We start from the raw sequence: 12,483 nt of genomic DNA, 5'->3' as shown, positions 1-12,483 counted from the left end.
TTCAGTCGAGAATATGCATGACCATCGGAGCCTGGAGCAGGCTGTCCGTTCCCGAGAGCCGCCGAAGCGTATCGAGGACGCAGCGCTCTTCCCCCGCATGGGTGACGATCGCCATCAGCACGCTGTCATCATGGCTTGCACCGCGCTGGATCATGCTTTCGATCGACACACCGGCGTCGCGCGTCGCGGCGGCAATCTCGGCAAGGACGCCGGGGCGGTCCTGTACCTTGAAGCGCAGATAGCTACGGCCGATCCGCGCGCCCGCGTCCGCTGCCGGTTGCCGCGCCAATGCCGAGACCGGCATCGCCAGCGCATCGCCATATTCATCGCGGGCGACGTCAATCAGGTCGGCGACCACGGCCGATGCGGTGGGACCATCGCCTGCGCCCCGCCCCTGGAAAAAGAGGCGGCCGACGAAATTGCCTTCGGCCACAACGGCGTTGAGTGAGCCATCGACGTGAGCGAGCGGATGGTCGAGGGGGACGAGCATCGGGTGAACGCGCTGGAACAACCCGCCCGGCCCATTTTCCGCCATCCCGACAAGGCGGATGCGATAACCCATAGCCGCTGCTTCGGCGATGTCAGCGGCGATGACGTGGCGGATGCCCGTTACCGCGACACTGCCAAAGTCCAGTTCCGTCCCAAAGGCGAGGCTGGCGAGTATGGTCAGCTTGTGCGCGGCATCGACGCCGTCGATGTCGAAGCTGGGATCGGCTTCTGCATAGCCAAGCTCCTGCGCTTCCTTCAGCACATCGTCGAAACCGCGCCCTTCCTTCTCCATCGTGGTCAGGATGTAATTGCAGGTGCCATTGAGGATGCCATAGACGCGGCTGATCTCATTGGCGGCGGCGCCTTCGCGCAGGCCCTTGATGACCGGAATGCCCCCGGCAACAGCAGCTTCATATTTGAGGGCGATGCCGGCTTTCTCCGCCAGCGTGGCGAGGTCGAGGCCGTGATGGGCCAGCATGGCCTTGTTGGCCGTAACGAATGGCTTACCGGCCGAAAGGCACTGGCGGGCGAGGGTGAGCGCGGGGCCGTCGGCGCCCCCGATCAACTCCACCACCACATCTATATCGTCGCGGCCGGGCAGGGTGGTCATGTCGTCCACCCATTCATAGGGCGACAGGTCCACGCCCCGGTCCTTGTTGCGGTCACGCGCGGAAATGGCGACGATCTGAATCGGGCAGCCAGCGCGGCGTGCGATCAGGTCTGCATTTGTCTGTAACAGCCGGATCACGCCACCGCCCACCGTGCCAAGGCCGACAAGCGCGACGCGCAGCGGGGCATGGCGGTGAAGATTGGTCATGATAGTGGCTGTCCTCAGGCTGATATAATGCCGCGCTGATAGCCGCCAACGCGCCGCTGTCCAAGAAAAAGGACAAGGACGACGCGTTCGAGGGCGTCAACGCGCGGAACGGGTGCGGCCGCAATTGCCGAGGGATTGGATGACAAAGGCATAATCGATCCGAGCCGCCTCCGCATCGATAGGCGCGAGCGCGCGAACCGAGGATCCCGGCAGGGTGGGCGGCAGGCTGCAAGCCAGCCGATACCAGAGAAGGCTTCCCGGTGCAGGCGGCCGCGCCGCTTCATCGACGATTTCGCCCAGGGCAACGGCCCATTTCGGCTGCTGTCCGGGGCGACGCAGGATGGAAAGCGACACCGGATCGCCCGTGGCCGTCCGCAGGAAAATCTGTGTCTCGCCTTCGCCCGCAACGGTGCCTGCGACGTGGAATGCGTCGCCAGGCCCTATGATGCGAGGCGGTGCATTGGAAGCTACCAGTTCGGACAGGATGACCTTCATCTGCTCGACCGCCGCAGCCGTGGCAGGAATTTGAGCGTCGCCCGCCACCAGCTGGATTTCTCCCGGCCGTCCTCCTGGGCGAGCAAACAGGATGACCTCGGTTTTCTTCAGCTTAGGCAGCTTTCCGCGAGCATTGAGCGGCGCATCGTAAAGATAGCGGACGCGTGGACTGATTCCCCCTTCGCCGCGAATCAGTGACGTGACTTCGGCCTCGACAAAGATCCGTTTTTGACCGGTCGGCACATTTTGGACCGTTTTTTCAGGTAGTGCAATAATGCTGCTGATGCGTGCCACGGCCACCAGCGGAGCCGCGTCTGCCAAATCCGCAAGATCGGCGTAGGAAAGGGTGGCGGACTTTGTGCCAATACTCGGCTGGGCCGCTGAAACCAGCGGAGATGCGGCGAAAATGAGGCATGTTGCGACTGTGGTTTTGAAGGTCATGGAGGATTTTCTTTGCATGTTCGTCCTGCCTAAAGTCATCCGTGACAATGTTGTCACAGGCAAGTCATTCTGTATTAAAATGCTAATCGGAAATGATCCTGTCGATAAAGCGTTTGCGTGCCACGATGCGCCGCGATAGGAGTTTGCGCGGTAGCAAATGCGCGGAAGGGGGCCAAAGGTGGCCAGGGACGACCTGGTCAACTAGGGCTATTTTTGGCTTGTTTGCTTATAACAATGGTAAGTTGAGTTAAGGAGTGTCGTTGCCGAATGGCCTATGCTGACCACTCGCAAGGATCGAGTCGCACGATCTCGATCGTCATCGTCGCCCTGATTCACGCTGTTCTGGGTTATGCCTTTGTTACCGGCCTTGGCATGAAATATGTCAAAAAGGCGGCGGAACAGCTGAACGTGATCGACGTGAAGGAGGAACCACCGCCACCGGATGAGGAGCCGCCGCCGCCGCCGCCAGACCAGCCAGTCGAGCCGCCGCCAGTCGTCGCGCCTCCGCCGATCGTTCAAACGCCGGCTCCTGCGCCGCCAATCCAGACGGTGCGTACGCCGCCGCCGGTTTTCAATCCGGTTCCGGTTGCTGCTCCACCGCCACCACCGCCACCACCGGCAGTGCCTGCTTCGCGCGCTACGCCGCGCAGTTCGCCCGGCAGCTGGCTCAGCGATGCGGACTATCCGAGCCGCGCCCAGCGCGAGGAACGTTCGGGTACGGCGGGTTTCCGGCTTGAAATCGGACCTGATGGCCGTGTCACGAGCTGCACGGTCACATCTTCTACCGGTCATTCCGACCTTGATGAGGCGACCTGCCGACTCCTGCCGCGCCGGGCGAGGTTCAAGCCCGCTACTGCAGCCGGGGGCGGGCCTATGTCCGACACCTACAATGGTCGCATTACGTGGCGACTGCCTGAATAATTGTAACGGGAAGGCTGGCGCCGCTGCCGCCTTCCCCTTTTATTGATCCTTTTGAGAGGGAAGTCTTGAAAATGTTGATGTATCTCGCAGCAGCTGCGGCGCCCAAGCCGGAGAATCCGTACGGCCTCATGGAAGCCCTGGAGCAGGGCGGCACCATCGCATGGACCGTGTTCATCATCCTGGTCGGCATGTCGGTCGGCACCTTCTACATCCTGTTCACCAAGCTGATCGAACAGCAGAAGGTTCTCAACCAGGGCAAGAAGGTCCGTGCGACCTTCTGGCGCGCGGCTACCCTCAAGGAAGGTTCGGCCAAGCTCGAAAAGAACTCGGCCTACAAGCAGATCGTCGATGACGGCATCAAGGCTCAGGAAGAACACACCAAGCTGACCGATCCGGTTGAAGCGCATGACTGGCTGCACGGTTCGCTTGCCCGTTCGGAAGCCTCGATCAACTCGAAGCTGGGCGGTGGTCTGGCGTTCCTCGCGACCGTCGGTGCGACTTCGCCGTTCATCGGTCTGTTCGGTACGGTTATCGGCATCTACCGCGCGCTCATCAAGATCGGCGCTGCCGGTCAGGCCTCGATCGACGCCGTTGCCGGCCCGGTCGGTGAAGCTCTGATCATGACCGCGCTGGGTCTGGCCGTGGCCGTTCCCGCCGTGCTTGCCTACAACTTCCTGCAGCGTCGCAACAAGTCGATCGCCGAACAGCTGAACGGTTTCACCGTCGATTTGCTGGCTCACCTGGTGTCGAACGGCGCTGTTAAGCCTTCGTTCGCGACTGCCCCGGCTGCGCCTGCCGCCAAGACGGCTGCTGCTCCGACCAAGGCCTGATTGGGTCAAGGAGCCGGTGTGGGGGTTAGTGGACGGCTGCGACCGCTGCTTCCCCACCGGCCATGGGTCCCGAATAACGGGGCGCCATCGACACGCATGTTAGGAAATTATCAATGGCAATGAGTGTTGGCTCCGACGGCGGTGAAGACAAGCCGATGTCCGACATCAACACGACGCCGCTCGTCGACGTCATGCTGGTGTTGCTCATCATCTTCCTCATCGCGGTTCCGGTCGTCGTCCAGACGGTTCAGCTACAGCTCCCCAAGGTCGCATTCGAGCCGACGACGACGAAGCCGGAGAATGTGTCGCTATCGATCACGCAGGCTTCTGATGGCAGCTGCGCGGTTTACTGGAACCTGACCAGGGTGTCTTCGGACGAACTTCTCGACCGCGCGGTCGCGAAGCTGGAGGCGGACATCAAGAAGGCAGGTGGCGTTGAGAACATGACGCCTGAGGACCTGCCCGAAGTGCATATTCGTGGGGACATCAATACCCCCTACCGGTGCATCGGCGGCACCATCTACACGATGCAGCGCGCCGGTTTCCCGAAGGTCGGCTTCATCTCCGAACCCGAACCGGGTTCGACGGTGCAGCGGCTCTAAGTTTTTAGGAGTATCGCCCCATGGCAATGAGCGCCGGAAAAGATGATGGCGAGCCGATGATGGAAATGAACACGACGCCGTTGATCGACGTCATGCTCGTTCTCCTCATCATGTTCATCATCACGATCCCGATCCAGACCCACGCGGTCAAGATCGACCTACCTCAGAATGCGCCGCCCACGGACAGCGTCATCGACCCTGTCAAGAACAAGGTCGCGATCGATCCTGGCGGCATAATCACCTGGAATGGTTCGGCCATCGACCTGCTGACCCTGCGTCAGTATCTGCAGCAGTCGCTGCGGTTGCCGGTCGAACCCGAATTGCAGTTCCAGCCCGATGCCGCGACCCGCTATGTCGTCGTTGATCAGGTTCTGGCCGAGATCAAGCGTGCTGGCGTCACGAAGCTGGGCTTCGTGGGCAATGAACAATATGGAAACTTCTAAGAGCTGGCTACGCCGCCGCTGTCTGGCCGGGAATGTTCGACTTCCCGTTTCCGGGCGCGGGCTGGGGTGACGCAATCAGCTTTGGGTTATCTACAGGGTCGCTTCGGCGGCCCTTTTTTTGGTCCCTGCCTCAACGGTTCCTTAACCGTAATGTGAGATGTTCCGCCCAAAGGAACGCATTTGATCATGGGCGCTGAATTGCACTTGGACCTGAACCAAAAGCGCGGTCGCCAGACTGATCGGCGCTATATTCAGGTGCCCGTCAAGGTCAGACGGCCAAGCGAAAACTGGTTCAAGAGCAGCGTCGCCGACTTGTCTGTTAATGGCTTCCTCCTGCAGAGCTTCATGAAGCTGGCCGCAGGTGATTCCCTATGGGTCATGCTGCCTGGCTTCGAAGGCCGACGCGCTCATGTCCTCTGGACACGGGGCCATGAAGCAGGTTGCCGGTTCGAACGGCCCCTGCACCCTGCCATCCTTGATCATATCGTCAGGATCAGCCGATAATATAGCTTTGAAGGCCGACCGGCCTCAGGCCGCTGGTGCATCCTGAAACTGAAGGGTCGCCAGACGCGCGTACAGACCCTTTTCGGTCATCAGTGCGGCATGATTACCCTGTTCCACCACGCGACCATTATCGAGTACGATGATCCGGTCAGCAGCGCGAACCGTTGCCAGCCGATGGGCGATGACGATTGTCGTGCGCCCTTGCATCAGGCGCGCTAGTGCGTCCTGGACCAGCCGCTCCGATTCCGCGTCCAGCGCAGAGGTCGCCTCGTCCAGCAACAGGATCGGCGCATCGCGGAGCAAGGCGCGCGCGATCGAAAGGCGCTGCCTTTGGCCGCCGGAAAGCCGGGCTCCACCTTCGCCCAAAAATGTATCCAGCCCCTCGGGAAGCGCGCGCAGGAACGTCTCTGCATTGGCTGCGCGCGCTGCTCCCCAAATCTCCTCGTCCGACGCGTCCCAGCGGCCAAAGCGCAGATTGTCCCGCGCCGATGCAGCAAAGATGACGCTGTCTTGCGGAACCATCGCCATCATATTCCGAACCGTTGCCGGGTCGGCATCCCTCAGATCGACGCCATTCAGCCGGACGGCCCCGGTCTCCGGATCATAGAAGCGTAGCGCAAGTTGGATCAGCGTGGATTTGCCCGCACCTGACGGCCCGACGACTGCCACTGTTTCACCCGCCGCAATATCGATCGAGATGCCGTGCAGCGCGGCTTCGCCCGGTCGCGTGGGATAGCTGAAATGCACCCCGTCGAACTGGAGGTGCGCGCCGTGCGGAAGCTGGGGAATCGGCTTGGGCAAAGCAGGGGCGACGATTTCGGGCTGTGCTGTCATAAGCTCATGCAAGCGGCTCGCCGCGCCAGCCCCCCGGAGCAGGTCGCCCCAGGTTTCGGACAGCGCGCCGAATGCGCCCGCGACAAGGCCTCCGGTGAGAACGAACGCCGCGATGCTGCCGCCTGAAAGCCTGCCCGCCGCAACATCCAACGCGCCTTGCCACATCACCGCAGTGATCGATCCAAAGACCAGAGCGATGACAACGGCTGTCATCGCCGCGCGGAGGAGGATGCGGCGCCGGGCTGTCGCAAATCCTGCTTCCACCGTGGTGTCGAAGCGCGCGGATTCCCGCGCTTCCTGCCCGAATGCCTGAACGATCTTCATGGCTCCCAGCACTTCGGACGTTACGCTGCCGACGGCGGCCAGCCTGTCCTGGCTGGCGCGGGAGAGAAGCCGTACACGGCGACCGAGGCTGATCATCACGACCAGAATGATAGGGATGCCAAGCACCAGAAGGCCCGCGAGCTTGGGCGCGAGGGCGAAGAGGTATATGAGGCCACCCACCCCGGTGACGAGGTTGCGCAGGGCGACCGATACGGTTGAACCCACGATCTGGTCGATGATGGCGGTGTCCGCCGTCATGCGCGACGCGATTTCAGACGGCCGGTTCTCTTCGAAAAAGCGGGGTTCGAGGCGCAGCAGATTAGCCTGCGTTGCCGATCGGATATCGGCCACCACCCGTTCCCCAAGCCAGGACACAAAGTAGAAGCGTGCCGCTGTCGCCAGGGAAAGGATCAGCACAATCAAAGCCAGATACTGAAACCAACGACTGATATCGCCGCCGCCCATGAATCCGCGATCGATGACCAGGCGGAAGCCGCTGGGGATAGCGAGCGTCGCGGCGGATGAGACGATCAGCGCGGCGAGCGCGGCGGCGATCCGTCCGGGATAGCGCGTGGCGAACCGCCACAGCATGGCGAGGCTGCCTAGGGACGAACGCGCGCCGCCGCGCGGCATGGGCTTTTCCGCATCTTGCATGGGCGCGCGCTTAGCAGCCCCCGGCGCAAGCCTCAACGAGGATCAGCGGCGCGTCAGCTGGAAGGTGTAATCTCCGCCGCCAGCGTCATGATGCGGCGGGCGGCCGTGCGCCCGGTCAGCGCGTAGGCCATGTCGCCAGCTTCCCAATAAGCGATGATATCGGTTGCGCGCCGGGCGATCAGGGGACGTCCTTCCGCAGGCGTTTCGGCCTTGTCCGCAAAGAAGGAGAGTTGTTCGCCTGTCGGTGTCACAATCGAGATGGCGATGGCCGGGCTGTCGGGTGTCGGAAAGAGCTGAACGTCGGTAACACGCCAGCTGCCGGGAAAGGATGGCAGGATGATCCCGGTTGAACGGCGTATTTCCTCGCTATTGAGGGTCGCGCTTTCGACTTGAGACGCCATATTTTGCCGCAACAGGCCAGCACGGTGGGACGCCGCTGCTTCGTCGAGGAAGGGACTGGCCTGCGCCGCCTGCGGAAACTCGCCCAGCGCACCCCGGGCAACCCAGCCGATCGCTAGCAGCCCCGCGATCACGGCTGTCCGGCGCAAATGCTGCCAGCCGCGCCCGCTTTCATTATCGTTGGCCACCGGGATCGACATGTCACGCCTGCGGCCGACCAGCGTGCCCTTGGTGCCGTCATGCATCAGGCGGAAATTGATGTGCGGCCAGCGCTGACGCCAGCGCCGCGCCACGATCCGCTCGCCGGGCCGCGCCGCGTCATCCAGCAAGACAACCGCGTTGGGCGACAGCCGTGCAAACAGGCTGTCCGCTGCGCCCCGTACCAGCGGATGGACCGACCATGGCGGCCCGTCGATGATCAGCAGGTCGATGCGCTCAGGCAGATCGTCCAGCGCATACCAGCGCCCCGGCCAATCGCTGCTCTCCGATGCGAGCGGCGCATGGCGCAGGTCGGCTTGCAGACCATGATCGGAAAGCCAGTTGCGGGTGGCATCGACAAAGCCGCCATGCTGGTCAAAGCTGGTCAGGCGGCCACCACCATGCATCGCCAAGGCCTTGGCCGCGACCAATGTGGAAGCGCCTGCGCCCAACTCCACGACCTGTGCAGGCCGCAAGCGCGCAATTTCCCGCACGATATGGCGTAGGAAACCGACGTCCGCCTTCCAGCTGCCAAGATGGGGAAGCGCATCATGGGGCAGGTTCAGCTCATCCATCAGAGCGCGTTTGTCGGCTTTGCGTCCACCCGAAAGGCTGGCGAGCAGCCACGGCCAACTGATCGCCCCAAAACCGATGCGCCATGCCAGGTCGGACAGCCGACGTTGTGCCGCACCGTCCTGCTGTTCGGCCAGGGAAAGAAAGCCGGTCAATTCGCGGGAAGTCACGATGCACCCATCCTTATATAAGATCTGGCGGGACTATGCGGCGGCCCGCGATTCTCGCATAGAGCCTGTGTCCGGTCCCTAACTTGCCGCTCAGGAAACGTCGATGACCCGTATAATTTCCGCCACCATCGAACGCTGGCCGGTAGCGGGCGCCTTCATCATCAGCCGGGGCGCCAAAACCTCTGTGGACGTCGTGGTCTGTACCGTGAGCGATGGCGTACATATGGGCAGGGGCGAAGGCACGCCTATTTATTACGAAGGTGAAACAGCCGAAGGCTGTGCCGCCGCGATCAGCGCTTATCGGGGACCACTGGATCGCGAGGCACTGCTCGAAGCGATGCCCCGAGGCGCGGCGCGCAACGCGCTTGATTGTGCGCTGTGGGACCTGGAGGCCAGACGGGCGGGCATTCCCGTTTGGCAACTGGCGGGCGTTCAGCCCCCTGCACCGCTGCCCACCGCCTTCACCATCAGCCTGAATGATCCGGACCAGATGGAGGCCGACGCCCGTGCCGCGGCGGGTAGGGGCTTTGCTCTGTTGAAATGCAAGCTGACGGGTGAGGGGGACAGGGACCGGATTGCAGCGGTTCGTGCCGGGGCGCCGGGCACGCGGCTGATCGTCGATGCCAATGAGAGCTGGCACGATCTCGACATTGCGGCGGAAGCGGGCGCTCTGGCCGAACTCGGCGTGGAAATGGTGGAGCAGCCGGTTTTTCACGGGCGTGAGGACAGGCTGGCGGGCGTCAAGGCGCCGCTCCCCCTTTGCGCGGACGAAAGTTGCCACACGCGCGCCGACCTTGATCGACTGGGGGACTTTGACGCGGTCAATATCAAGCTGGACAAGGCGGGCGGGTTGACTGAGGCGCTGGCTCTTGCTCGCGCGGCACGGGCGCAGGGCTTCCGCATCATGGCCGGATGCATGCTCGGCACATCGCTCGGGATTGCCCCTGCGGCGTTGGTCGCACAGGGCGCCGACTGGATAGACCTGGATGGTGCCCTGTTGCTCGCCGAGGACAGGGATGGTGCCCTCGCCTTGCAAGACGGCATGCTCCAACCGGGCGCGCTTTGGGGCATGGGTCAGTAGCCGAGGGTCAGGCCCACCGCATAATATTTCGGCCCCACATTGCCTTTCACGCGCAGCTTCGGGACGATCGGCATCGCGATGGTGGCATAGGGGCGGCTGTGGTCACCGCTAAACCGAATGCCCGCGCCGATCGTCGCGAAGGCGGGCAGGTGGTAGGTCGCCTCGACCCGGCCATACAGCTTGGCCTCACCATCGCGCAGGTAGACGCCCGCGCCGGGGGTCAGGCTGAAACCCGCCACGTCCAGTGCGTAGCCAGCGCCGATTTCGGTGCCCCAATGACCATTCGCCCGGCCGTAATTGACTTCGGCTCCAAGCCCTTCGGCGTGCACCGCAGGAGTGATGGCGAGAGAGCCCATCAGTGCAGCGGCAGCGAGTTTGGTGCGTGACAACATCTTCATTCCCCAATCAGCGATGCTGCTGCCTGACCGGCTGACAGGGCCGAGGCAAGCAAGGGGAAGGCGAAGCGAATCGAAAACCCGCTCAGGTGATCCGCGCAGTCCCTTCATGGTCGATATGGATCGGATCGGGATAGGGCATGATCGTCCGTCCGTCCGGGGCTGCGGTAAAGCTGGTCTGGGTGGGATAGGCAAATTCAATGCCTTCCGCCTTGAACCGCTTCCAGATCGCAAGGCCGATGCGATGGCGCGACTGGAAATAATCATGCGTATCGGGGTAGGGCACATCGAAGTTGAGCTCATAATCCAGCGAGCTCGCGCCGAAGCGAACCAAGCCCGCATTGACGAAGTTCATGCCTTCCGCCGTCACGATTTCTTCAAGCAATTCCGGAATGGCGTCGGCCTTTTCATCGGCGGTCTGGTAGATGATGCCGATCGCAAAGGTCACCCGGCGCTGCTCCAGCGTTTGAAGGCTGGTGATCTCCTTTTGCAGGAGGTTGGCGTTGGAGATGACCTTCTTCTCGCCCGTCATGGCGCGCAGGCGTGTGCTCTTGAGGCCGATGCGTTCGACCCGTGCAGTGGTCAGGTCATAGGTAATCACCTCGCCCCGGCGGAAGGGCTTGTCGAAGATGATCGACAGCGCAGCGAACAGGTCCGAGAAGATGCCCTGCGCCGCGAGGCCGATGGCGATGCCGCCGATGCCAAGGCCCGCGACCAGACCCGTTACGTTGACGCCCAGATTGTCGAGTACGACCACCAGGGCGATGGCGAACAGGCCGAAGGTCACCAGGACGCGGATCAACCCCATGGCGTTGGCCAGGGTTTCGCCATGAGCGTCTTCGCCCACGGTCTTGCGTTCGACCAACCCCAGGATGATCTCGCGCGCCCAGATGGCGGCCTGGAAAACGGCGGCAATGGTGAAGAGGAAGGCCACCGTCTTCATCACCATTTGCGGAGGATTGGCGTAGCTGACCACCAGCCGCGCGGCGACCAGGGCCATGAAAAAGTGGGTGGTCCGGGCGATAGCACGCCCAACGACGTTGGAAACGCCGAGCGTGCTGCCCGGCTTGCCCCTGAACCGCTTGCCGAACTGCCGCAGCGCGGCGAGGGCGAGATAGATGGCGACGCCGATCCCGACGGCGATCACTATCTGCAAAGAGTGAATCGCAAACCAGTTCGCCGTGGCGTGCCACATTTCCGAAAGGTTGGGAGCGCGAACCGTGAAGGCCGGGTCATTCTTTGCAGCCATGGGGATCCCTGAAAATGTAAGCGGTCAGGCCGCCAGAGGACGAGAGGAGCTTGCCCCGCATTCTTCCAGAAAGGCGATCAATCCGCGTTCGTAACGGGTGAGATAGCGCGTACTGCGCGGCAAGCGAAGCCCTGCCCGCCATTCATCCTGTCCGGACTTGCACAATTCGATCAGCGCTGGATGGATATAGCTTTTACGGCTGATGGCGGGCGTGTTGCCCAGCGCTTCGGCCACGGGCGCGACCATCTGTGCGAGCGATACGGGGCCGCAGGCTAGCGCCTCGAAAGCAACGGCCGATGCGCCCCATGTGCGGAAATGCTTGGCGGTGAAGTCATGCCGCATGGCTTCCGCGATATAGGCGTTCACGTCCCCGGAGGTGATCGGCCGGGCGATCCCTTCCTCGTCCAGATATTGGAACAGATGCTGCCCCGGCAGGTCCTGCATCGCGCGCACGAAGCGGAGCAGCCGCCGGTCGCTGATCGTCAGGTCATGCTCGCGCCCCGACTTCGCGCGATAGCGCAGCCGCAGCTTCTGCCCGGTAAGATCGACATGACGGCGGCGCAGGGTCGTGGCGCCGAAGCTCTTGTTCGCCGCGGCATATTGTTCATTGCCCACGCGCACCTTGGCAAGGTCGAGCAGGCGGACAACGGCGGCCAGGGTGCGCTCCTTGCGCAAGCCACGTATCGACAGGTCCGCCTCTATGCGCGCGCGCAGGCGGGGGAGCGCCCGGCCGAACAAGGCGCATCCGCCATATTTCTCCGCCTCTCGAGCGGCGCGGAACTCGGGATGATAGCGATATTGTTTGCGCCCCCGGTCGTCGTAGCCGGTCGCCTGGATATGGCCATGCGGTAGCGGGCAGAACCAGCAATCCCGGTAGGCTGGAGGCATGCCGATCGCGTTCAGCCTGTCGATTTCGTCCCGGTCGGTGATCCGCGTGCCATCGGGGAGGAAATAGGCCCATCCCCGTTTCAATGGGCGGCGCGCTATTCCCGGCAGGCTGTCATTGGCGTGGACGAGGCGTTGCGGCATTTGGCTCCTTCTCAAGAGCCATTAACCCGCCTTAC

13 protein-coding genes are annotated in these 12,483 nt (G+C 62.7%); 6 read left to right on the top strand and 7 right to left on the bottom strand.

Annotation, left to right across the window (positions count from 1 at the left end; genetic code table 11):
- Position 1: 1 nt before the first annotated feature.
- Both ACZ5TB_RS09425 and ACZ5TB_RS09420 read right to left on the bottom strand, forming a co-directional pair.
- Complete coding sequence (locus ACZ5TB_RS09425) at positions 2 to 1,306, bottom strand: homoserine dehydrogenase (RefSeq protein ID WP_464791044.1); 1,305 nt, start codon at positions 1,304 to 1,306, stop codon at positions 2 to 4.
- Positions 1,307 to 1,402: 96 nt separating this feature from the next.
- Entirely contained in the window at positions 1,403 to 2,242 is an 840-nt protein-coding gene (locus tag ACZ5TB_RS09420; RefSeq protein WP_464791043.1) for a hypothetical protein, read from the bottom strand.
- A 267-nt stretch (positions 2,243 to 2,509) separates the two neighbouring features.
- Here ACZ5TB_RS09420 and ACZ5TB_RS09415 point away from each other — a divergent pair, with 267 nt between their 5' ends.
- The 5 genes from ACZ5TB_RS09415 (at position 2,510) to ACZ5TB_RS09395 (ending at position 5,542) form a co-directional block, all read left to right on the top strand.
- Complete coding sequence (locus ACZ5TB_RS09415) at positions 2,510 to 3,163, top strand: energy transducer TonB (protein ID WP_464778202.1); 654 nt, start codon at positions 2,510 to 2,512, stop codon at positions 3,161 to 3,163.
- 71 nt (positions 3,164 to 3,234) lie between these two features.
- On the top strand, positions 3,235 to 3,993 hold the full coding sequence (locus ACZ5TB_RS09410; protein WP_464778201.1) for a MotA/TolQ/ExbB proton channel family protein: 759 nt from the start codon (positions 3,235 to 3,237) through the stop codon (positions 3,991 to 3,993).
- Between the two features lie 113 nt (positions 3,994 to 4,106).
- Positions 4,107 to 4,595 (top strand): ExbD/TolR family protein, encoded by a 489-nt coding sequence (locus ACZ5TB_RS09405; RefSeq protein ID WP_464778200.1) that lies wholly within the window; start codon positions 4,107 to 4,109, stop codon positions 4,593 to 4,595.
- A 20-nt stretch (positions 4,596 to 4,615) separates the two neighbouring features.
- Positions 4,616 to 5,038 (top strand): ExbD/TolR family protein, encoded by a 423-nt coding sequence (locus ACZ5TB_RS09400; protein WP_464778199.1) that lies wholly within the window; start codon positions 4,616 to 4,618, stop codon positions 5,036 to 5,038.
- A gap of 186 nt (positions 5,039 to 5,224) precedes the next feature.
- Positions 5,225 to 5,542: a PilZ domain-containing protein gene (locus ACZ5TB_RS09395; RefSeq protein WP_464791042.1), complete on the top strand. Its 318-nt coding sequence runs from the start codon at positions 5,225 to 5,227 to the stop codon at positions 5,540 to 5,542.
- A 24-nt stretch (positions 5,543 to 5,566) separates the two neighbouring features.
- On the opposite strand, the gene ACZ5TB_RS09390 is transcribed toward ACZ5TB_RS09395, so the two are convergent.
- Positions 5,567 to 7,354, bottom strand: a complete 1,788-nt coding sequence (locus ACZ5TB_RS09390; RefSeq protein ID WP_464791041.1) for an ABC transporter transmembrane domain-containing protein — start codon at positions 7,352 to 7,354, stop codon at positions 5,567 to 5,569.
- 53 nt (positions 7,355 to 7,407) lie between these two features.
- Complete coding sequence (locus ACZ5TB_RS09385; RefSeq protein WP_464791040.1) at positions 7,408 to 8,694, bottom strand: class I SAM-dependent methyltransferase; 1,287 nt, start codon at positions 8,692 to 8,694, stop codon at positions 7,408 to 7,410.
- A 103-nt stretch (positions 8,695 to 8,797) separates the two neighbouring features.
- Here ACZ5TB_RS09385 and dgcA point away from each other — a divergent pair, with 103 nt between their 5' ends.
- Positions 8,798 to 9,775: an N-acetyl-D-Glu racemase DgcA gene (gene dgcA / locus ACZ5TB_RS09380; protein WP_464791039.1), complete on the top strand. Its 978-nt coding sequence runs from the start codon at positions 8,798 to 8,800 to the stop codon at positions 9,773 to 9,775.
- Here the strand turns inward: dgcA and ACZ5TB_RS09375 are convergent.
- The 3 genes from ACZ5TB_RS09375 to ACZ5TB_RS09365 form a co-directional block, all read right to left on the bottom strand.
- On the bottom strand, positions 9,769 to 10,167 hold the full coding sequence (locus tag ACZ5TB_RS09375) for a hypothetical protein (protein ID WP_464791038.1): 399 nt from the start codon (positions 10,165 to 10,167) through the stop codon (positions 9,769 to 9,771). The two genes, dgcA and ACZ5TB_RS09375, sit on opposite strands and share 7 nt — an antisense overlap.
- Before the next feature lie 88 nt (positions 10,168 to 10,255).
- Entirely contained in the window at positions 10,256 to 11,419 is a 1,164-nt protein-coding gene (locus tag ACZ5TB_RS09370; protein ID WP_464791037.1) for a mechanosensitive ion channel family protein, read from the bottom strand.
- A 24-nt stretch (positions 11,420 to 11,443) separates the two neighbouring features.
- Entirely contained in the window at positions 11,444 to 12,448 is a 1,005-nt protein-coding gene (locus ACZ5TB_RS09365; RefSeq protein ID WP_464791036.1) for a DNA topoisomerase IB, read from the bottom strand.
- Positions 12,449 to 12,483: the final 35 nt, after the last annotated feature.

The organism is Sphingobium sp. TomTYG74, from assembly GCF_055393875.1.
This window is presented reverse-complemented; position numbering and strand designations above follow the sequence as displayed.